Below are 21627 nucleotides of genomic sequence, written 5' to 3'. Positions count from 1 at the left end.
TATCTTGAACCTATGAGAAAAATTTTAGTTACACTAAGTGCATTTACTTTTATGGCTTGCGGAAGTCATTCTGATGTACGCGAAGTTGACACAACGGCGGCCGCAGAGGCATCTAAAGGGTATTCCACTCAAACAGCTGCTAAGACCGCAATAACCGAAGCAAAAAAGTCGGAAAATTTTAAGGCTTACGTTAGCCCTGAATCTATTAAAAAACACGTCGAATTTTTAGCCTCAGATGATTTGCAGGGTAGAAAAACCGGAAGTGAAGGTATTGATGAGGCAGCGACCTATATCATAAAACAATTCCAAGATGCAGGTGTTAAATCGTATTTCAGTTCGTACAGAGATAAATTTGATGCAAAAGGGGTATCTGGTTATAATATAGTAGGTATGCTAGAAGGTACAGATCCTAAATTAAAAAATGAGTATGTAGTAATAGGAGCGCACTATGATCATATAGGAACTGCAAAAGCTGTTAATGGAGATGTAATTGCAAATGGGGCAAATGATAATGCTTCTGGGACGTCTGCTGTAATTGAGTTAGCTAAGTATTTTGCAAAATCAAAATCAAATAAGCGCAGTATTATATTTGCACTATTTTCTGCTGAAGAATTAGGGCTTTTGGGTTCTGCTCATTTAGCAGCGCGTTTAAAAACTACACAGATTAAGCCGTATGTAATGTTCAATATTGAGATGATAGGCGTGCCAATGATTGGTAAGGATTATAGCGTATATCTTACAGGATTTGAAAATAGTAATATGGCTGAGAAGTTTAACAGTTATTCAGGAGCAAAAGTAATGGGATTCTTGCCTCAGGCTAAAGAATATAATTTGTTTAAGCGTAGTGATAACTATGCGTTTTATGAAGTTTTTAAAATACCAGCGCAAACTGTTTCAACATTTGATTTTACAAATTTTGATTATTACCATCACGTAGACGATGAGGCTGCAGTTATGAATTTTGATCATATAGCATCTGTTGTAAATCAATTGATCCCGGGAGTTGAAGGGATGACTAATAGTGAATCTCACGAAATTATCTGGAATGAGTAACGTAAAAAATATAGTTCTTACCGGAACAAGTAGAGGAATAGGCTTTGAAATGGCACAACTTTTAGCTGCTCAAGGTCATAATGTACTGGCATTATCCCGCAATGAATTGCCTTTAAAAGAATTAAATTTAGAAAGAATACATACATTTTCTTTTGATATTACAAATGCATCAGACTTGAAGAAAGTTTCTGATTTTGTTAGTGAGCAATGGAGTTCTGTAGATGTTTTAATTCATAATGCAGGAGCTTTAGTGAATAAACCTTTTGAAGAAATTTCTGCAGCATCATTCCGCAGCGTTTACGAGGTTAATGTGTTCGGAGTTGCTGCTTTAACTCAGGCAATTCTTCCATTTATGGCAAAAGGAGCACATGTGGTTACCGTAAGCAGTATGGGTGGTATTCAGGGAAGTTCAAAATTTCCTGGTCTTGCTGCATACAGTTCAAGTAAAGGTGCGGTTATTACACTAAGTGAATTGCTTGCGGAAGAATATAAGGAACAAGGTATTGCTTTTAATGTTTTAGCCTTAGGAGCCGTGCAAACCGAAATGCTTGAAGAAGCATTTCCGGGTTATTTAGCACCGCTTTCAGCACAGGAAATGGCTTCTTATATCGCTAACTTTTCACTTACAGCTCAAAAATTTTATAACGGCAAAGTACTACAGGTATCGGCAACTACGCCCTAGTTTATGAAAGAGATTTTAGGTAAATACATACCTGAGCAGGCTGTTGTGCCAGTTTTTGAATTAATTAAAAACTTTGGTGTACACCTTAAAATTGTAGATGAGCGTGTCACAAGGCATGGAGATTATAGAAGATTAGCAGATGGTGGACATCAAATCACTGTAAATACAAATCTGAATACCTACCGTTTTTTAATAACCTTGATTCACGAAATAGCACATTTAGTTGCATTTCAGAAATATGGACCGCGTATTAAACCTCACGGAAGAGAATGGAAATATACCTTTCAAAACCTTATGCTCCCTTTTATACGTCCCGAGATTTTTCCAAAACAAATTTTACCGGTTCTGGCACATCATTTTAAAAATCCTAAAGCCAGTAGTGATACTGATGCTAAGTTGTCGCTTGCACTTAAGGAATTTGATCCTCCCAATGATAAAAACTATATATTTGAAATTCCGGAGGGTAGTCTTTTTAGAATTTACAACGGTAAAATTTTTAAGAAAGGTGTAAAGCGTATTAAGCGCTATGAATGCTTAGAGCCCGCAACTGGACGAATTTATTTATTTCAGCCTAACGCAGAAATAGAGCTTTTAGAATAATCACTTATGAATAAAAATTATTACGCAATTATAATGGCTGGTGGAGTAGGATCTCGTTTTTGGCCACTTAGTAAGGCAAGTTATCCTAAGCAATTTCACGATATTTTAGGTGCTGGAGAAACGCTAATAGAACGCACCTTTGGTCGTTTGTCTCAGACCGTACCCGCAGATAATGTGCTGGTTTTAACAAATGAACGGTATAAAGCACTTGTAAATGAGCAATTGCCTAAAGTTAAGGATGAGAATATAGTGCTTGAGCCTGCAATGCGTAATACGGCACCGTGTATTTTATTAGCTGCTTTAAAAATCTACAAGTCAAATCCTGATGCTGTTATGATCGTTGCACCCAGTGATCACTGGATAGAGGATGAAGCTTCATTTCTACGAGATTTAGAGACGGCGTTTCAGGCTTGCGCAACAGATAGTTCTGAAGAAAAACTATTAGTAACACTGGGGATTGAACCTACTTTCCCACATACAGGTTATGGCTATATTCAATATGCCGCAGCAGATTCTGATGTTAAAACCGTAAAAGCATTTAAGGAAAAACCTGATTATAATACAGCTAAATCATTTTTAGCTGAAGGTAATTACTCTTGGAATGCAGGGATTTTTATATGGAGTGCCAAAGCAATTATAGAAGCATTTGAGAAGTATTTACCTGAAATGTTTTCCCTATTTAATAGCGGATATGACTCTTTGAATACTCAAAGCGAAGCTCAGTTTATATTAGAGAATTATGCTAAAGCAGAAGATATAAGTATTGATTACGGAATACTTGAAAAAAGTAAACACGTAGGTGTTATTCCGGCAACATTTGACTGGAGTGATTTAGGTGCTTGGGGATCTTTATACGATAAGCTTGATAAGGATAAAGATGACAATGTAATTGTAAACGCTAAAGTAGTTTCTAAGGAGTCTACAGGTAATTTAATACGTACACAGCCCGGTAAAGTAGTTGTAGTAGATGGTTTGAAAGATTTTATTGTTGTTGATAGTCAGGATGTGCTTGTAATTATGCCAAAGGCAAAAGAACAGGATGTCAAGATTATGAGAAATGAAGTTAAAGAAAAGTTTGGGAGTGATCTCGTGTAACAATTTATGGTAGAAGAAAGTAAACAGACAGGAGAAGAGAAAATTGTTTCCAATGAGGCAGTAAAAAAAGATGCTAAAAGCCTCTTAAAAAATATCCGTCAATTTATGTCTGAATTATTAGATATACGTGACGATACAGATAGAGATTCAACTATTGAAGCTGTAAAGAAAGATATTTCCTTTAAAGGGCATAACGCGTGGATTCTTATATTTTCAATATTTGTTGCCTCTATAGGTTTAAATGTTAGTAGTACTGCTGTAGTAATAGGAGCGATGTTAATATCTCCTTTAATGGGACCTATCGTAGGTATAGGTCTTTCTTTAGCAATTAATGATATTGAGACACTACGAAGATCGTTGATCAACTTAGCGGTTATGATAGTTCTTAGTGTACTTACCGCAACTATTTACTTTTTGATTTCACCTATTACTGAGTTAACTCCAGAACTTGAAGCACGTACCTATCCTACCATATTAGATGTGTTGGTGGCCATTTTTGGTGGACTCGCACTCATTGTAGGTAAAACTAAAAAAGGTACTATGGCAAGCGTTATTTTTGGAGTTGCTATTGCCACGGCATTGATGCCACCACTATGTACTGTGGGTTACGGTATTGCGATGGGTGAGCCTTCGTATTACACAGGTGCCTTTTACTTATTTTCTATTAATGCCGTGTTTATTGCTCTTTCCACCTTTTTAGTATCTAAGCTATTAGGGTTTCCTATGGTTAAATATGCAAACAGTAAGCGTCGTAGATTTGTTGCTCAAATGGCGTCGTTAGTGGCTCTAATTGTGATGATACCTAGTATGTTTTTGTTTTATAATCTTTACAAAACACAGGTTTTTAATAGTGCTACAGATGAGTATATAAAAACGGTAATTAAATATGAAGGGGCAGAAGTTGTGAAATTTTCTCAGGATTATAAAAGTAAGCGTATAGATGTTTATCTAATAGGTGCTCTGGTTCCTAAACAGAAAATTGCAGAATGGTATGAGGGTCTTCGTGAAAATGAAAACTTGAAAGAGGTTGATTTAAAAATTCATCAGGGGTCTGATCAATCTTCAGAAATGGCAGAACAGCTTTCGAGTGCTGTAAAGTCTGGGATTCTTGAAGATCTTTACGTGAATAACCAACAAGCTTTATCTGATAAAAATAGTCAGATTGAATTATTAGAGAATGAAGTTGCACGCTTACGATCTTCAGGGATACCTTTTCAAGGATTGAGTGAAGAGGTTCACGTAAACTATGAAAATATCGAACGCTTTGGATTCTCTAACACCATAAATACCGACTTTAAAAAGGCAGATACAATACCTGTTTTCTTTGTACAGTGGAACTCCAAACTGAATGAAGTAACTAAGAAAAAGGAAGAACTAAAATTAAGAAACTGGATTAAAATCAAGTATAATCTAGATACTTTAAATATTGCTCGCTATTAATTGAATGATCTTATGATAGATATAATTAATAAGATGATTATTATTTGTTTACTTGGTCTTTTAAAACGGCTTCACGTACCTTTTTAAAGAGATCTGAAGAATAAACAAAGTCAGTCACATCCTTGTTGTCTGTTTTAAAAATAGTGTCTTTAGAACCTTCCCACGCTAAATGCCCTTTTTGCAGAAAAACGATTTTTTCACCTATTTCCATTACAGAGTTCATATCGTGGGTATTTATGATCGTAGTAATGTCGTATTCGTGAGTTATTTCCTGTATTAGATTGTCAATAAGTGTGGCTGTACGAGGGTCTAAGCCTGAGTTAGGCTCATCGCAAAACAAATATTTTGGGTTGTTTACTATAGCTCGAGCAATAGCCACCCTTTTTTGCATTCCACCAGAAATTTCTGAAGGTAGCTTTTTATTGGCATCAATAAGATTTACACGCTTTATTACAGCATTAGCGCGCTCTAATCGCTCTGCTTTACGCTGTTTAGTAAACATTCTTAACGGAAACATTATATTTTCTTCTACCGTCATAGAATCAAACAACGCACTCCCTTGAAAAACCATTCCCATTTGCTCGCGCAATGTACGTTGATTCTCTGAGGAGAGTTCTGAGTAGGCTTCACCATCATAAAGTATGCGACCTTCAGTAGGTCTAAAAAGGCCTAATAAACATTTCAAAAAAACGGTTTTACCAGATCCACTTTGACCTATAATCAGATTGGTTTTTCCTTTTTCAAAAGTCGTGGAAATTCCTTTCAAGACTAATTCATCTCCACCAAATCCTTTCTTTAAATCTTTAACTTCGATCATTAGCTTAAAAGTAATTGAGTGATAACGTAATTAGATAAAATAATAAATACACTGGTCCAAACAAATGAGGTTGTACTGGCTTTACCTACTTCAAGCGCGCCACCTTTCATATAATAACCAAAAAAGGAAGGGATGGTTGCAAGCAGTAATGCAAAAACAAAAGTTTTTAAGAAAGCATAGACTAATTGAAATGGTATAAAATCTTCCTGAAGCCCTTGTATAAATTGGTCGCCGGTAGCAAAACCACCTAATACGGCTGCAGTGTAGCCTCCTAATATACCCAGAAACATTGCGATAGCGATAACAAAAGGATAAAATAACATTGCAATGATTTTAGGAAAAACCAAATAATTTAATGAGTTAATACCCATTACCTCGAGTGCATCTATTTGTTCGGTTACACGCATCGTACCTATGCTCGACGTAATAAATGACCCTACTTTACCAGCCATTATTATAGAAATAAAAGTAGGGGCAAATTCTAAAATGATAGATTGTCTTGAGGCAAAGCCTATCAATGACTTTGGTAGTATGGGGTTATCCATATTTAATGCGGTTTGTATAGCAACAACACCGCCTACAAAAAAAGAGATAAAACATACGATACCAAGTGATCCTATGATTAAATCGTCTATTTCCTTTAAAACAAGATTGCGTAGTACAGAGGTCTTTGTGGGTTTAATAAATACACCCTTAATCATCATAAAATAAAGACCAATCTCTTTTAGGTATCCCATATTCATTTATTCAGGCTTAAAAATAGCAAAAATAGGTGTGACGGCTATTTAAGATTAACTTAATCTTATTAATAAAACAAAGCCTTAGCTTTGTGTAACAAATTAATAAAACAATGAATTTTTCTTTTTTTAAGTCATTCTCAATAGGACTTTTTCTTTTACTGAGTGTGCACAGTTTTAGTCAGGCAGAACCACAAAAACCCAGGCTGGTAGTTGGTATTGTGGTAGATCAGATGCGTTACGATTACTTAACCCGATTTGATAAGCACTATGGCAATGAGGGGTTTAAACGTTTAGAAAATGAAGGCTTTGACTGCCAGAATAACCACTATAATTATGTACCTACCTATACCGGTCCCGGTCACGCATCTGTTTACACAGCTACTACTCCGCAAAATCACGGTATAATATCAAACAACTGGTATAATAAATTTGAGAAAAAAGATGTGTATTGTGCCGAAGATACTACGGTAGCGTCTGTAGGTACTGCAAATATTCCGGTAGGGCAGATGTCTCCACGACGTATGAAGACTACAACAGTAACAGATCAAAACAGGCTACATACGCAAATGCGTGGAAAAACGATAGGTGTAGCAATAAAGGACCGAGGTTCAATTTTACCTGCCGGTCATACCGCAAACGGCGCATACTGGTTTTATGGTGCAGATGAGGGCCGATTTGTTACGAGTACTTATTATATGGAAAATCTCCCAAAGTGGGTAAACGATTTTAATGATAAAAAGAAGCCCGAATCGTACATGAAAGTTTGGGATACCTATAAGCCTATAAAAGAATATATAGAGAGTGGTAGTGATCTTAATGACTTTGAAGGAGGATTTAGAGGAAAAGAAACCGCTACTTTTCCTTATGATTTAAAAAAATTAGGAGCTACAAGCGGTGGGTATGATATTTTGAAAACAACACCTTACGGAAATTCTTTAACCACAGATTTTGCCATTGCCGCACTTGATGGGGAAGATTTAGGTAAGGATTTAGATACAGATTTTCTTGCGGTGAGTTACAGTTGTACAGATTATGTAGGTCATAATTTTGGAGTGAATTCTAAAGAAATTCAAGATACTTATGTACGATTAGATTTAGAATTGGCACGTCTCTTTAAAGCTTTAGATAAGCAAGTAGGAAAGGGTAATTACACCGTTTTTCTTACGGCAGATCACGCCGCAGTGAATGTACCTGCGTATTTAACTAGTGTAAAAATTCCTTCAGGATATTTTAAAGGTTCAGAGTTTAATAAAGAACTTAGGGCTTTTGTAGCTCAAAAATATGGGAGAGATGATTTAATAGAAAATATATCGAACTATCAGGTGTTTTTTAGCTATGAAGTGTTGGAAAATGAAAAAATTAATGCTGAAGAATTACAAAAAGATATTAAGCATTTTGCATTACAATATGAGGCCGTAGCTATGGTATATACACGTGCTCAAATGGAACAGGGAGCTTATGAAAGTGGGGTAGCTTCTTTAGTTCAGAAAGGATTTAATCAAAAGCGTAGTGGGGATGTGTTTATAGTTTTAGATCCAGGATATTTAAGCGGTGGCGGTACAGGATCTTCTCATGGTTCTGCATTTAGTTACGATACACATGTTCCTTTGCTTTTCTACGGAAATGGAATAAATAAGGGAAAAACCACACAAAAAACAGTGATACCAGATATCGCAGCTACAATTTCTGCCTTGTTAGGAATAGAATTTCCTAACGGAACCACCGGTGAAGTGATTTCTGAAGTTTTAAAATAATTTTTGTTTAATCTTCTTCCATCGAAGATTTCTTATAAAAGCACCTTCCTCTTGAGTAACTAAGTAGGGAAGGTGTTTTTTTTGTGCCTTATAAAAGCCCATTACATAATCGCCGAACAGTTGAAAACTTTTTTTACGCAGGGCCAGCTTAGCGGAAGCTACCAGAGTTAGTAACAAGCCATAGCGCATCCCATAGAACGCCTCACCTTGCTTATACTTTGCTTTGGTAGAATACGTGTGCCCGGTTGGCTTAAGGTGTTTAACCTGCAAATGTTCATTAGTAGCTACTTCCCAGCCGTGATATTGGGCAAGCAATTCGTCAAGTGTGTCCCAGCCCATTGCAGTTTTTAAACCATTTATAGCCTTAAAACAATCTTTACGGTAGCACTTTAAAGCACCACGTATATGATCTTTATTGGTAAGATTTTCAAGCTCCCAAACCCCATTTTTATCTACGTAACAAAAGCCGCCGTACATACCAAGTTTAGGGTTACTCTTAAAATGCTTCACTAATGTTTCTAAATAATTTTCCGGAAAAATTAAATCTGCATCAAACTTGCACAGCAAATCAAAATGGGTTGTTAGGCGTTCTAAGCCATAATTAAAGGCTTGTACCACTTTACTTCCGGGTAAGTGTGTGGCTTCAGAGTCTTTTTGAATAAGTTCTATAGTAGGATGCAAGGCTGCATATTTAGAAACTACAGCAGACGTATGATCTGTACTGCCATCATCAACTACGATAATTTTTTCAGCAGAAAAACGCTGATTTAGTAAAGAGTCTAAAGTTAAATTAATGAGATTTGCCTCGTTATATGCGGGTATGATGATTACAATTTTCATTTTCGCTCTGCGTAAATCAAATAATATCTGGGAGTAAAAAGACGCAATAATGGTCTAAAACCTATTTTTTTTACGGGATGTGTAAACTTTTCTCGCCTTTTAATAACCCACCCAGATTTTTCTAAAAGCCAGTCAAACTGCCAGTCTTCAAACTCATGATAATGCCGGTCCCATTTGTCAGTTTTACTTTGGTAGGCAGGAGAAAACCATAATTTTAAGGGTATACTGGCGACTAACTTAGTTGCTTTTATCTCGCTTAAAACATTAAAAGGAGCTAGTAAATGTTCAAAAATCTCAAAAGCGGTAACGGCATCAACATCTGTATGTATTACCGCCTCTGTATTTATATCAAGGTCTTCGCCACTTGTATTTTGAACCTGATACCCCAGAGTTTTCATTATTTCTGAAAACGGGTTTTCGACTCCTAAATCAAGTATAGAGCTTTTGATCGGAAGCACTTCCTCTAAAAATTTTGCAGTTTTTGCATACCGCTTATTCGGAAAAGTTTTTTCGTACACAGATTATAGTATTTTCCACCGCCGTGGGTTAAATTTTGATGGTTTAATAAATTTTAAAATCAAAGGCAAAAGTAGTTGTTTGAGAGCATTTAGATAAATAGGTTTTAAATTGAAATTAAAAAGCCAGATGGAAACTAAAATTCTCACAAGCTCACAACCTATATTTGTGTAGATTTGCAACGTGTTGATACGACAGATTTAACAATTATGGCAGACCACCAACTCAATCCCCAAAAATGGGTGGATAAATACTCTGATTATCTTTACAATTACACAATTGTAAAGGTTAATGATAAAGAGATTGCTGAAGATATTATTTCAGAAACTTTTTTGGCCGGGTTAAAATCTATGAAAAATTTTAAAGGAGAAGCCAGTGAACGTACCTGGCTTATCTCTATTCTCAAACGTAAAATTATAGATCATTACCGCAAAATAAACTCTAACAAGGGGAAGGCTGAGGTGCGTATGAATTACGCAAATGATGATGAGGCTGGTGATTGGTTAGAGGAGCGTGTTGCAGACCCGTTTGATAAAACAGCAGAAGATGATTTGGAGAATACAGAATTAGGTGTTGCGATTTATGCCTGTATTGATAAATTACCTGAAAAGCAAGCCGCTATATTTCGTAAAAAAACAATTGAAGGACAGGATACAGAAACTATTTGTAAAGAATTTGATATTACACCGTCTAATTTATGGGTAATCATTCATAGGGCTCGTACAGCGCTTGCAAGTTGCTTAGAAGAAAATTGGTTATAAGAGATGAAACTATTTGTAGATTGTAAAAAAGCAGGTCACCTTTGTGATAAAGAGCAATATAAGGATGCTTCCTTATTTGAGAAGATGAGTGTGATTTTTCATAACATGATTTGTAAGCACTGTGCAGATTATTCTGAACGGAATATAAAACTAACCAAGCTCATTAATGACCCCAAATGCCATAAAATGCCAGAGGAATGCAAAAAGCGCATAAAAGAGCAATTAGAACTAGAATTAGCTAAAAAGCAACAGGAGTAAATACCAGAGAATAGGAATTCCTTCTACAAAAAAGGAAGAATAATATTCATTTTGATTTTTTAAAGCCCGTAAAATCGCCATAGCCGTTATCCCTATTATCATATAGTGAATTATACTACTTGTAGGATTTATAGAATCTTTAAAAAATTCGAGAATAACACTAATTGTAATCATAATCAAACCAAAAAGTTTGGTTTTTTTTATGCCTACTAATTGCGGGAGTGTGCCCAAATTAGGGGAATCATATTTAGCATCACGTATCTCAAAAGGCACAATTAGTGCTAAGACCAGCAGAAAGCGCTGTATCGTAATGATACTCGCATCCCATGTCCAGAGCGCAGAATTGTATATAACCGGAAGATAAGCTGTAACACCAGCCCATACAGCTGCAATTATAAAAATCTTTAATGTAGGCACCATTCTCAAATTTCTTTTGTGAGGTAAGAACGGTAGCGCATATAATAAAGTTAAAAGCGCTAACGGAATACAGGAAATCCAGAACTGCGGTTCAAAACGATAGGCTATTACAAGTAGCGCCACAAAGCATAAAAAAGAAAATAGCTGAATGATTTTTAATTTGTCTGTGAGGTTGCGATGGTGCAGTCCTGCGAGGGTTGCATATTTCACAAAATTGTATCCGGTAATTGCCCCAAAAAAAATAAAATAATTAAAAGCTATTTCGTTTTCGAGATGTAATTCATATTGTGTAATTAAAGCCAAGCAAAGCACCGCTAAAGCCACGTGGATACTGCTGTTAATGTAAAAATCAAAAATGCCTTTTAGCGACTTCATTTCGCAAATATAGTATAACTGTTAATAAGTGCTTTAGGTCGTTGAAAAAGTCGCCGTTTGATAGACTTTTATTCATAACTGAAATCGTAATTTTGCGGCATTCTAAACACACATAAATTGCATATGAGAACAGATGTTTTTGCTTTAAGGCATATAGGATCAAGACCGGAAGAGAAAGAGGAGATGCTAAAGGCGATAGGGGTTGAATCTATAGATCAACTTATTTATGAGACTTTGCCTGATGGTATTAAATTAAAGAAGCCATTAGACTTAGAACCTGCTTTGAGTGAATATGAGTACGCAACTCATATAAATACCCTTGCAAGCAAAAATAAATTGTTTAAAACCTATATAGGTTTGGGGTATCACGAAGCTAAAATACCTGCGGTAATTCAGCGAAATATTTTAGAAAATCCGGGTTGGTATACAGCTTATACTCCCTATCAGGCAGAAATTGCTCAGGGACGTTTAGAAGCATTGCTAAACTTTCAAACCATGATTGCAGATCTTACCGGTATGGAGCTGGCAAATGCATCCTTACTTGATGAGTCTACAGCAGCAGCAGAAGCGATGACTTTATTAGCTGCGGTGCGCACCCGTGATCAGAAGAAAAATGATGTAGTCAAGTTTTTTGTAGATAAAGAGGTTTTACCACAAACGCTTTCAGTACTTCAAACACGGGCTATTCCTGTAGGAGTAGAATTAGTAGTAGGAAACCCTCAGGAATTTGAGTTTGGCACAGACTTTTTTGGAGCTTTATTACAATATCCTTCTGCTAGTGGTGAGGTTCACGATTATGCTGGGTTTATAGCCAAAGCAAAAGATGCAGATATTAAAATTGCAGTTGCTGCAGACATTATGAGTCTGGTGTTATTAGAATCACCGGGTCATTTAGGAGCAGATGTAGTTGTAGGTACAACGCAACGTTTTGGTATTCCGTTAGGTTACGGTGGTCCACACGCAGCGTATTTTGCTACACGTGAAGAATATAAGAGAAATATTCCCGGGCGTATTATAGGGGTTACTAAAGACCGTAATGGCAACCGTGCATTACGTATGGCCTTACAAACTCGTGAACAACATATTAAACGAGATAAGGCAACTTCAAATATATGTACAGCTCAGGTTTTACTTGCTGTAATGGCTGGTATGTATACTGTATATCACGGTCCAAAAGGATTAAAATATATTGCTACAAAAATTCATCGTACGACAGCTACCTTAGCTGATGCCTTAGAAAATTTAGGTTTGTATCAACTAAATTCAGCTTACTTTGATACCATTCGTGTTAAAACAGATGCTAAAGCGGTGCGAAGTTTTGCAGAAGCTAGTGAAATTAATTTTTACTATCCAGATGCTGATACGGTTTCAGTATCTATTAATGAAACAACAAGCCTCGCAGATTTAAATAAAATCATATCTGTTTTTGCGGAAGCTTTAGGTAAAGAATTCACGCATTTAGATCAACTCATAGATGTAGAGGAATTCCCGGAAACTTTACGTCGTAAAACAGAATTTATGACCAATCCTGTTTTTAACAGCTACCATTCAGAAACTGAATTGATGCGTTATATTAAAAAACTGGAGCGTAAAGATTTATCCTTGAATCACAGTATGATTTCATTAGGATCCTGTACTATGAAGCTTAATGCAGCATCAGAAATGTTACCCCTAAGTGACCCTCGTTGGGGAGGAATACACCCATTTGTACCTATAGAACAGGCACAGGGATACCAGGAAGTTCTTGCTAAATTAGAAAGTCAATTAAACGAAATAACCGGTTTTGCAGGTACTTCATTACAGCCTAACTCAGGTGCGCAGGGTGAGTACGCAGGTCTAATGGTTATTAGAGCGTATCACGAGAGCAGAGGAGATAGCCATCGTAATATATGTTTAATACCATCATCTGCCCACGGTACAAATCCTGCAAGTGCTGTAATGGCCGGGATGCAGGTTGTAGTTACTAAAGCAACTGAATCTGGCAACATTGACGTAGATGATTTACGTGAAAAAGCAGAAAAATATAAAGATAACCTTGCTGCAATAATGGTTACCTACCCGTCTACACACGGAGTGTACGAAAGCGCAATTCAGGAAATTACCAGTATTATTCATGAAAATGGAGGTCAGGTTTATATGGATGGTGCAAATATGAATGCTCAGGTAGGGTTGACTAATCCCGGAGCCATTGGCGCAGATGTTTGTCACCTTAATTTACATAAAACCTTTGCGATACCTCACGGTGGTGGTGGTCCTGGTGTAGGTCCTATTTGTGTTGCAAAGCAATTGGTTCCTTTTTTACCTACTAACCCCGTTATTAAAACTGGAGGTGAGCAGGCAATAACAGCTATTTCAGCAGCTCCCTGGGGTTCTTCTTTAGTGTGTTTGATTAGTTATGCATATATAAAAATGCTGGGAGCAGACGGTCTAAGACAGTCTACTGAAGCCGCAATTCTAAATGCAAACTATATAAAAGAGCGTTTAAAAGGTTCTTTTGAAGTCTTGTATTCTGGTGAAATGGGTAGAGCAGCACACGAGATGATTATAGATTGTCGCCCGTTTAAAGATAATGGTATAGAAGTAGTAGATATTGCAAAACGTCTTATCGATTACGGATTTCATGCACCTACAGTATCATTCCCGGTTGCAGGAACAATGATGATTGAGCCTACTGAAAGTGAAAGTAAATCTGAACTAGATCGTTTTTGCGATGCAATGAATTGTATTAGAAAAGAGATTGACGCAGCAACTGCAGAAAACGAAAACAATGTACTTAAGAACGCACCACACACGCTTATGATGCTTACAGCAGATTCCTGGGATTTACCATACACAAGAGAACAGGCTGCTTACCCGCTTGAATATGTGGCAGACAATAAATTCTGGCCTACTGTACGTCGTGTTGATGATGCTTATGGTGATCGTAACTTAATTTGTACATGTGCTCCTATAGAAGAATATATGGAAGAAGCATAATTTAATTGTGATTAATAAAACTTAAACCCATCTGTATACTACAGATGGGTTTTTTTATTGAAAATAAATAATTAGAAACACCGTGCTGAGGTAAATCCACAATAGAGTAAATACAATATGAACACTTGTTTCAAACCTCTTGCCTTTCCAAAGTTTTGGAGAATAAACAAAGAATTGAAAAAATAGCCGTACGGACCAAAATATTCCCAAGCCAAAACAAATTGTCTTACCCAAAGATGTAGTCGTTAATTGTTCTGCAGACGTTATGCAGAGTAGTCCAATTAAAAACACGGTAAATGCAATAAAGAATGTATGTACTTGAAAGATTTGCTTATTAATAAGCGAAAGTGATTTCAAGCCATTTTGCCAATCAAAATATTTAGGGAATGCAATATGTACTAATGCTAATACAATTAAAATAACACCTATAATTTGTAGTTGAGTTTGCATATAAATCATCATATGTTGCTTACAAAAATTGACATAAATGGTGTGAATTTTAATTCTCTTGTTTCAATAAAACGAGCTTTTTTTAAAACATCTAGCCAGGTTTTTTTAGAAAAGAAATGTGTAAAACCGAAAGAGAAGGCTAGGAAATTAGGTAAATCTCTTAAGTGTTCTATAATAATCAAATGTCCTTCTGGTTTATGAATTCTTTTACACTCTTTTAAAAAATCTATTCTTTCTGAGTTTGATCTTATTTCATGCAAGGCAGAAAGTAAAAATATTATATCTGTAGATTTATTATTCATAGGAATTTGTCGTGAATTTATTTGTTGTGTATTAGGAAATACCGAGCTCACCTTACGAGCCCTCACGATTGCCGGCTCTGTATGTCTTTTACTATCATAAAAGTCAAAAACACGTATTTGAGCTGTCTCAAATTTTTTGTTCAGAATAAAGCTAGTTTCATCAAAGCCAGCATTAATATTTACGATTTGCGTAATTTTTGATGAGTTCAGTTTTAAGTTATTTAACCACGACATCTTGTAATATCCCGTGAAGTCATACACATAAGCTGAAACAATTAGTGGGGCCATTAAACCATATATAAATGCAATTAGTATAATCAAAAATAGGCTGGTGTTCCAATTAATGAAATAATGACTTAGGCCGAATACCAGAAGTGTAGATAAACCAATGATATAAAAATGCCTGTTGAAACTTAGTATATTGAGTACTCCTTGAAATTTGCCGCGTTTTAACTCCATAATTCAATTTTTCCTTTTTTCCAGTAATAAGGAACATCGGTGATAGAAAAAGCATTTGCAAGATGTATTTCTTTAAACTTTAAAGAGTCTATAAATGAAAATTTATAATCTAAAACTTCAACAGCTTTGGGTTTCCAGTTCTGCCGTACCCCTTCAATTATTAAAACCTCTTTCTTTTCTGTATTGTAAGTAAATGTATATGGCAAGGGACCTGCAAATCGTCGTGCTTTTTTCCAATTAGTAAATGGAGAGCTATTAGGAAGCGTAATTTCGGTATTCTTAGTTGTGACAATATTAAGTTTAAAATCAGATTTTACAGATTTTATCTCGATGCCTTTGTCAGTTTTGCGATGTTTTATATCTGTTGAGGAATAATTATAATGGGTAAATAAGTTACCCATTAATTGCATAAGCTTTTTATTAGTTTCAGATTTTATAATATACAAACCTCGAAGCCTTTTGTCTCTTTGATCTATATAACGTACAAATATGCGGTAGCCAATTAAAAAAAAATCATTCCCCATAAATTTTGGAAATCCTTTAGGACGTAAGTCTTTAGTATCAACCATTGCCACCGCTAAAAACCCCACTTGTCATCTAAGGTGTCTAATTCTAAACATGAAGGTATTAGTGGAGTTAACTCCTCTTTAGCTACAGCAAAAGTTAAAACAGTTGAATTTTGAAAAAAAGCTTCAACTGCAAAAGGATGATTTTTTAGAGTGATAGCCATAGCCTCTTATTGTTTTGTTAGGATAAAGTTTGTGTAGTATATAAACCCACAGAATAATACAGCAAATACAAGATTAAATTTTCCCCACACTAATAAATTAGGAACACAGATAAACTCTAGGCAATTCATTAATAAAATTATTCCTATTTGTAACCACGCATTTAATTGCTGTTTATAACGAGATAAAATCCAGATAGACATTATAATTTCAGAAAAACCTATTAAAATAGTCAATTGAGGAGCATATTTGTTTCCGAGAATTTCACCTACTATTTCTTGATGTCTGGGAACTAAGTTTAGGATTTTACAGACTAAACCATTTATTAGCCAAACACTAATAATGAAATAATTGAAGACAAGATATTGTAATTTATTTATCACCATCAATCCAAATTTATTTTTTAAACTTTCAGAAAATATTGAAAACTAAATCTAAATAAAAAAGCTTAGGTCATAAGCTTCATTATTGTTTTTGTAATCCAATTTTCTTTTTGGTTAATTATTTTTTCAAGCATGGTATCAGCCTTTTCAACAAAGTCGTGTAATTCTTGCGTTTTCATCTTAAATTTTAGTGCTTCATTGCTATTGTCATCATCAAAATTTTTAACACCTGCAAGTACTCGTAGTGCTGGTTTTACTTCACGTTTACTTCTTTCAATTGCAATCTTGCGGGCTAAAGAATCAACATCTTGATCAGCAACAAAATATTCACGACGTTCACCGGGCTTATATTCTTTATAGACAATACCCCAATCTATAAGACCACGTAAATTCATACTGGCATTTCCGCGGGAAATCTGTAATTCTTCCATAATATCCTCCATTGATAGTGAATCTGGCGATATCATTAAAAGAGCATGTATTTGCGCCATTGTTTTATTAATGCCCCATTGAGAGCCCAATGCTCCCCAGGTTTGTAAAAATTGATCTTTTGCTTTTTTAAATTCCATAATCAAATATAATTAAATATTTTAAAGTTTCAGTAATAAATGAAACTTATTTATTCCCTAGCTAAAAGTATATTTGCAGGATGAAAGCATTGATCATTGGTAACGTTTGGCCAGAACCAGTTTCTTCTGCTGCAGGGGCGCGCATTCTTCAATTACTCGAGGCGTTAAAAAAGCAGAATTTTGAAATACATTTTGCTTGTGCCGCAGGCAAAACGGCGTATGCAGAAAATCTTGAAGAACAGCAGGTGTTTACTCAAGAGATACAGTTAAATGATACGTCTTTTGATACCTATATTAAAGAACTTGATCCAGCTCTGGTTCTTTTTGACAAGTTTGTAGTAGAGGAGCAATTTGGTTGGCGTGTAAAAGAACAGTGTCCCCAAGCGATTCGGGTTTTAGAAACCATAGACCTTCACGGATTACGTAAGGGTAGGGAAGCAGCGCTAAAGGCAAGGGAAATTTTTTCGGAGCAATTTTTAGATAACGATTTTGCTAAACGCGAAGTTGCAAGTATTTACCGCTGTGATTTGTCTTTAGTTATTTCTGAGATAGAAATGCAGCTTTTACAATCTTATTTTAAGGTTCCAGGTCAGCAAATTTTCTATTTACCATTTATGGTTGAGCAAGTAAGCGATACTACTATTAATAGTTGGAAAACGTATGAAAATCGTGCTCATTTTGTAACGATAGGTAATTTTAGACACGAGCCTAATTGGCTTTCGGTACGCCAATTAAAAACAGAAATCTGGCCGTTAATCAAACAACAACTTCCCGACGCTCAAATGCGTGTTTATGGTTCGTATCCTGCCGAAAAGCATACGCAATTGCATAATCCAAAAGAGAATTTTTATGTTTTAGGCAGAGCCGAAAGCGCATTTGAAGTTATTGAAAGTGCGCGCGTATTAGTGGCGCCATTATTGACCGGAGCAGGTTTAAAAGGAAAATTACTAGAAGCTATGCAATGTGGTACTCCTGCCGTAACCAGCACGGTGGGTGCTGAAGGAATGCATGGAGATTTACCCTTTAATGGATGCATAACTGACGATTCTAATCTTTTTGCGCAAGCCGCCATAGAATTATATGTAAATAAAGATAAATGGCAACAAGCTCAATCTAATGGAATTGAAATAATAAATACGCGTTTTTTAGCGAGTAGCTGGCAACCACAATTCGCAGAACGACTAAATGAATTAAAGCTGAATTTAGAACACCACCGTCAGGCAAATTTTACAGGGTCTATGCTTTGGCATCAATCCTTACAGGCTTCTAAGTTTATGAGTAAATGGATCGAGGAAAAGAATAGGTAGATAGGCCTAAATTAAAAAAAGCTTATTGATCTATTTATTTAAACCAATAAGCTTTCTCATTTTAATCAGTATTTTTCAATTTTAAAGAACTGTACTGCTACAACAGATAGTAATAATGCTATACAAAGCATGAGTAGAATTGTAATCAATGTTTTATTAATAGCAAAATCACGATTACTTGTGTAAGTCATTGAGACAAATATTGCAACCCCAACTATTAGACCTCCTGACATTCGGTTAGAAGCAGTGTGATTTAATTTCGTTTCGCAAATAGGGCAGCTAAATGGTGGATATCTTCTTAAACTCCAAAAGCTTTTCAAAACTTTTAGAGTTGATAATTTAGACTTGCAGTTTGGGCAATTTGACATTTGTGATTTAGTTTATCAATCCTGCTCTTTTTAATAAAGCTTCAGGATTCGGTTCTTTTCCGCGGAAACGTTTATACAAAACCATAGGATCTTCGGTACCTCCTTGAGAGAGTACGTGATCTTTGAATTTTTGAGCTACTTCTTTGTTAAAAATACCTTGTTCCTGAAAATAAGCAAATGCATCTGCGTCGAGAACTTCTGCCCATTTGTAGGAATAATAACCACTAGAGTACCCGCCTTGAAAGATGTGAGAGAATGCGACACTCATACAATTTTCGGCAACATCTGGATATAGTTTGGTGTTTTCAAAAGCAGCGTCTTCATGTGCTTTAACGCTGGTTATTCCGCTGGGGTCTGCACCGTGCCATGACATATCAAGAATACCAAAACTCAATTGGCGTAGGGTTTGCATCCCTTCCTGAAAGTTAGCTGCATTCTTAATTTTATCAATTAGAACCATGGGTATGGTTTCGCCGGTTTCATAGTGTTTAGCAAAAAGTGCTAATGCTTCCGGTTCATAACACCAGTTCTCTAAAATCTGACTGGGTAATTCTACAAAATCCCAAAATACAGAAGGTCCGGATAAGCTAGGGTAGGTTGTATTGGCAAGCATACCGTGTAAGCCGTGACCAAACTCATGAAACAATGTTGTTACCTCATTAAAAGTAAGTAAAGAGGGTTTTGAAGCGGTAGGTTTTGTGAAGTTGCACACATTAGATACGTGTGGACGTTCATTAATACCGTCTTTAATAAATTGACCTTTAAACTGAGTCATCCATGCGCCACCACGTTTTCCTGCTCTGGGATGAAAATCTGCATAGAATAATGCAATAAAGTTATCTTTCTCGTCAAATACCTGATAGGTTTTTACGTCTTTATGGTAGGTAGGAATGTCAAAAACTTCGACAAATCTCAAGTTGTATAATTTATTGGCTACGGTAAATACGCCTTCAATTACGTTTTCTAATTTGAAATAAGGTTTTAGAAGTTCGTCATCAAGCTCAAACAGTTGTTGCTTTAATTTTTCAGAATAGAAAGCGCTGTCCCACTTTTGTAATTGGTCTATCCCATCACGTTCTTTAGCAAAATTCTCAAGTTGTTTAAACTCGAGTTCGGCGGCTGGTTTTGCCTTTTCTAACAAATCTTCAAGAAAACGAGTTACATTCTCAGGATTTTTTGCCATACGTTCTTCAAGAACAAAGTGCGCGTGGGTTTTGTAACCTAAGAGGTTAGCTCGCTCGTGACGCAGATTTACAATGTCAAGTACGTTTTGCTGATTATCTAAATCATCATTATGAAAACCTTTTGCTCCAAAAGCAATTGCCATTTGTTTACGCAATTCTCTATTTTCGGCATACTTCATAAAAGGTATGTAACTGGGATATTCAAGTGTGAAAACCCCTCCCTCTTTACCTTTTTCCTCAGCTGTTTGTGCTGCAGCTTCCTTAGTACTTTCGGGTAATCCCGCAAGATCAGCCTCATTTGTGATTTGAAGTTCGTATTTGTTAGTCTCGGCTAAAATATTCTCACCAAAAGTTAAAGCAAGTTTAGCAAGTTTAGTGTCAATTTCCCGAAGACGCGCTTTTTTATCTTCGGGAAGATTAGCTCCATTACGAGCAAAACCTTTGTATTTTTTTTCTAATAAAACCTGTTCTTCTCGGGTAAGTTCTAATGTCTCACGTGCATCATAAACCTGCTTTACGCGCTTAAATAGCGTCTCATTAAGCGTTATGTCATTTGAGAATTCAGATAGAAGCGGGGAAACTTCCTGCGCTGTTTTCTGAATTGCATCATTTGTTTCTGCACTATTTATATTAAAAAAAACACTGCTTACCCGGTCTAATTTATAACCGGCATAATCTAATGCAGCGATTGTATTTGTAAATGTGGGTGGCTCCGTAGAATTTGTGATTTGATCAATCTCTAAACGTGCTTCTGCTATGGCGTGCTCTATAGCTTTTTGATAATCAGAATCTTGAATAAGATCAAAAGGAGTTATATCAAAAGTTTTGAGTAGTATATTTTCTGAATTTTTCAATTTTCAATGAGTTTTTTGAGAAATAAGTATTTTGTCTAGCATTGTATTTATTTTAACGAATTTATTATGTATTTTTTTTAAATTTGTTAATTCAAAATGAAGACATTAGCATAGATCTGTAGCTGGTTTTGATTAATAATATTTAGAATGGTTAATAAATAACTTTTAATTTGCCGAAGCATTTCTATAGGAGCCGTTTTTTAACGGCTCTTTTTTATTTCTTAACTTCAGCAGCACCTTCTATAACCTTCTGTTTCAGTCCATCCTTGTACTGAAGAATCTTATCGCGTATTGATTTATTAGTAGCGCCCAATATTTGAGCCGCTAAAATTCCTGCATTTTGTGCCCCATCAAGTGCTACAGTTGCAACCGGTACACCACCCGGCATCTGTAAAATTGATAGTACAGAATCCCAACCATCTATAGAGTTACGTGATTTCACTGGGACACCTATAACTGGCAGTGGTGAAAGGGATGCAATCATACCCGGTAAATGAGCAGCACCACCAGCTCCTGCAATGATTACCTGTATACCTCGCTCGTGAGCATTTTTGCCATAATCAAATAATTTGTCTGGAGTACGGTGAGCAGAAACAATATCGACTTCTGTATCTATATTAAACTGTTTTAGTATATCTATAGCCGCTTGCATTACCGGCATATCGCTGGTACTTCCCATTATAATTCCTACCATAAGAT

23 protein-coding genes are annotated in these 21627 nt (G+C 35.9%); 10 read left to right on the top strand and 13 right to left on the bottom strand.

Features of this window, described 5'->3' with window-relative positions:
• Positions 1 to 12 precede the first annotated feature (12 nt).
• From ACEN25_RS07905 to ACEN25_RS07885, 5 genes are read left to right on the top strand one after another with little or no spacing between them, the layout of a single operon-like run.
• Positions 13 to 1053, top strand: coding sequence for a M28 family metallopeptidase (locus ACEN25_RS07905; RefSeq protein WP_441802435.1), 1041 nt, complete (start codon positions 13 to 15; stop codon positions 1051 to 1053).
• Positions 1046 to 1735 (top strand): SDR family NAD(P)-dependent oxidoreductase, encoded by a 690-nt coding sequence (locus ACEN25_RS07900; protein WP_441802434.1) that lies wholly within the window; start codon positions 1046 to 1048, stop codon positions 1733 to 1735. Before ACEN25_RS07905 ends, ACEN25_RS07900 begins: the two co-directional genes overlap by 8 nt.
• Positions 1736 to 1738: 3 nt before the next feature.
• Entirely contained in the window at positions 1739 to 2335 is a 597-nt protein-coding gene (locus ACEN25_RS07895) for a SprT-like domain-containing protein (protein WP_441802433.1), read from the top strand.
• A 6-nt stretch (positions 2336 to 2341) separates the two neighbouring features.
• Entirely contained in the window at positions 2342 to 3430 is a 1089-nt protein-coding gene (locus tag ACEN25_RS07890; RefSeq protein WP_441802432.1) for a mannose-1-phosphate guanylyltransferase, read from the top strand.
• A 6-nt stretch (positions 3431 to 3436) separates the two neighbouring features.
• Positions 3437 to 4870, top strand: coding sequence for a DUF389 domain-containing protein (locus tag ACEN25_RS07885; RefSeq protein ID WP_441802431.1), 1434 nt, complete (start codon positions 3437 to 3439; stop codon positions 4868 to 4870).
• Positions 4871 to 4910: 40 nt separating this feature from the next.
• On the opposite strand, the gene ACEN25_RS07880 is transcribed toward ACEN25_RS07885, so the two are convergent.
• Both ACEN25_RS07880 and ACEN25_RS07875 read right to left on the bottom strand, forming a co-directional pair.
• Positions 4911 to 5687 carry an ABC transporter ATP-binding protein gene (locus tag ACEN25_RS07880; RefSeq protein WP_028376392.1) on the bottom strand — a complete coding sequence of 259 codons (777 nt, stop codon included), beginning with the start codon at positions 5685 to 5687 and terminating at the stop codon, positions 4911 to 4913.
• Positions 5687 to 6424, bottom strand: coding sequence for an MlaE family ABC transporter permease (locus ACEN25_RS07875; RefSeq protein WP_441802430.1), 738 nt, complete (start codon positions 6422 to 6424; stop codon positions 5687 to 5689). Before ACEN25_RS07875 ends, ACEN25_RS07880 begins: the two co-directional genes overlap by 1 nt.
• Before the next feature lie 113 nt (positions 6425 to 6537).
• Between ACEN25_RS07875 and pafA the strand changes: the two genes are divergently transcribed.
• Positions 6538 to 8181, top strand: a complete 1644-nt coding sequence (gene pafA / locus ACEN25_RS07870) for an alkaline phosphatase PafA (RefSeq protein ID WP_441802429.1) — start codon at positions 6538 to 6540, stop codon at positions 8179 to 8181.
• Here pafA and ACEN25_RS07865 read toward each other — a convergent pair.
• Together ACEN25_RS07865 and ACEN25_RS07860 are read right to left on the bottom strand one after the other, a co-directional pair.
• Positions 8173 to 9021: a glycosyltransferase family 2 protein gene (locus ACEN25_RS07865; protein WP_441802428.1), complete on the bottom strand. Its 849-nt coding sequence runs from the start codon at positions 9019 to 9021 to the stop codon at positions 8173 to 8175. The two genes, pafA and ACEN25_RS07865, sit on opposite strands and share 9 nt — an antisense overlap.
• Positions 9018 to 9539 (bottom strand): methyltransferase, encoded by a 522-nt coding sequence (locus tag ACEN25_RS07860; RefSeq protein ID WP_441802427.1) that lies wholly within the window; start codon positions 9537 to 9539, stop codon positions 9018 to 9020. The genes ACEN25_RS07865 and ACEN25_RS07860 overlap by 4 nt, the downstream gene beginning before the upstream one ends.
• A 207-nt stretch (positions 9540 to 9746) precedes the next feature.
• On the opposite strand from ACEN25_RS07860, the gene ACEN25_RS07855 reads away from it, so the two are divergent.
• Positions 9747 to 10298, top strand: coding sequence for a sigma-70 family RNA polymerase sigma factor (locus tag ACEN25_RS07855; RefSeq protein ID WP_028376387.1), 552 nt, complete (start codon positions 9747 to 9749; stop codon positions 10296 to 10298).
• 3 nt (positions 10299 to 10301) lie between these two features.
• Positions 10302 to 10556 (top strand): hypothetical protein, encoded by a 255-nt coding sequence (locus tag ACEN25_RS07850; protein WP_028376386.1) that lies wholly within the window; start codon positions 10302 to 10304, stop codon positions 10554 to 10556.
• On the opposite strand, the gene ACEN25_RS07845 is transcribed toward ACEN25_RS07850, so the two are convergent.
• Positions 10533 to 11348 (bottom strand): hypothetical protein, encoded by an 816-nt coding sequence (locus ACEN25_RS07845; RefSeq protein ID WP_441802426.1) that lies wholly within the window; start codon positions 11346 to 11348, stop codon positions 10533 to 10535. The genes ACEN25_RS07850 and ACEN25_RS07845 overlap by 24 nt on opposite strands.
• A 123-nt stretch (positions 11349 to 11471) precedes the next feature.
• Here ACEN25_RS07845 and gcvP point away from each other — a divergent pair, with 123 nt between their 5' ends.
• Positions 11472 to 14324: an aminomethyl-transferring glycine dehydrogenase gene (gene gcvP, locus ACEN25_RS07840; RefSeq protein ID WP_441802425.1), complete on the top strand. Its 2853-nt coding sequence runs from the start codon at positions 11472 to 11474 to the stop codon at positions 14322 to 14324.
• 458 nt (positions 14325 to 14782) lie between these two features.
• Here the strand turns inward: gcvP and ACEN25_RS07835 are convergent, their stop codons facing one another.
• The 5 genes from ACEN25_RS07835 to ACEN25_RS07815 form a co-directional block, all read right to left on the bottom strand.
• The gene (locus ACEN25_RS07835) at positions 14783 to 15535 is read right to left on the bottom strand and encodes a methyltransferase domain-containing protein (RefSeq protein WP_441802424.1); all 753 of its coding nucleotides are present in this window, start codon (positions 15533 to 15535) and stop codon (positions 14783 to 14785) included.
• Positions 15526 to 16125 carry a DUF2071 domain-containing protein gene (locus tag ACEN25_RS07830; protein ID WP_441802423.1) on the bottom strand — a complete coding sequence of 200 codons (600 nt, stop codon included), beginning with the start codon at positions 16123 to 16125 and terminating at the stop codon, positions 15526 to 15528. The genes ACEN25_RS07835 and ACEN25_RS07830 overlap by 10 nt, the downstream gene beginning before the upstream one ends.
• Positions 16113 to 16265, bottom strand: coding sequence for a hypothetical protein (locus ACEN25_RS07825; protein ID WP_441802422.1), 153 nt, complete (start codon positions 16263 to 16265; stop codon positions 16113 to 16115). Before ACEN25_RS07825 ends, ACEN25_RS07830 begins: the two co-directional genes overlap by 13 nt.
• Before the next feature lie 6 nt (positions 16266 to 16271).
• Positions 16272 to 16649 carry a DoxX-like family protein gene (locus tag ACEN25_RS07820; RefSeq protein WP_441802421.1) on the bottom strand — a complete coding sequence of 126 codons (378 nt, stop codon included), beginning with the start codon at positions 16647 to 16649 and terminating at the stop codon, positions 16272 to 16274.
• Positions 16650 to 16711: 62 nt separating this feature from the next.
• Positions 16712 to 17215, bottom strand: coding sequence for a GbsR/MarR family transcriptional regulator (locus ACEN25_RS07815; protein ID WP_441802420.1), 504 nt, complete (start codon positions 17213 to 17215; stop codon positions 16712 to 16714).
• Positions 17216 to 17295: 80 nt separating this feature from the next.
• Here ACEN25_RS07815 and ACEN25_RS07810 point away from each other — a divergent pair, with 80 nt between their 5' ends.
• Positions 17296 to 18522, top strand: coding sequence for a glycosyltransferase family 4 protein (locus ACEN25_RS07810; protein WP_441802419.1), 1227 nt, complete (start codon positions 17296 to 17298; stop codon positions 18520 to 18522).
• Between the two features lie 65 nt (positions 18523 to 18587).
• Here the strand turns inward: ACEN25_RS07810 and ACEN25_RS07805 are convergent, their stop codons facing one another.
• From ACEN25_RS07805 to purE, 3 genes are all read right to left on the bottom strand, one after another.
• Complete coding sequence (locus ACEN25_RS07805) at positions 18588 to 18890, bottom strand: TIGR04104 family putative zinc finger protein (RefSeq protein WP_441802418.1); 303 nt, start codon at positions 18888 to 18890, stop codon at positions 18588 to 18590.
• 7 nt (positions 18891 to 18897) lie between these two features.
• The gene (locus tag ACEN25_RS07800; protein ID WP_441802417.1) at positions 18898 to 20928 is read right to left on the bottom strand and encodes a M3 family metallopeptidase; all 2031 of its coding nucleotides are present in this window, start codon (positions 20926 to 20928) and stop codon (positions 18898 to 18900) included.
• Between the two features lie 214 nt (positions 20929 to 21142).
• The gene (gene purE, locus ACEN25_RS07795; protein WP_441802416.1) at positions 21143 to 21622 is read right to left on the bottom strand and encodes a 5-(carboxyamino)imidazole ribonucleotide mutase; all 480 of its coding nucleotides are present in this window, start codon (positions 21620 to 21622) and stop codon (positions 21143 to 21145) included.
• Between the last annotated feature and the right edge of the window lie 5 nt (positions 21623 to 21627).

The sequence above is a fragment of the Leeuwenhoekiella sp. W20_SRS_FM14 genome (assembly GCF_052119605.1).
In the GTDB taxonomy this organism is placed as follows: Bacteria; Bacteroidota; Bacteroidia; order Flavobacteriales; family Flavobacteriaceae; genus Leeuwenhoekiella.
This window is presented reverse-complemented; position numbering and strand designations above follow the sequence as displayed.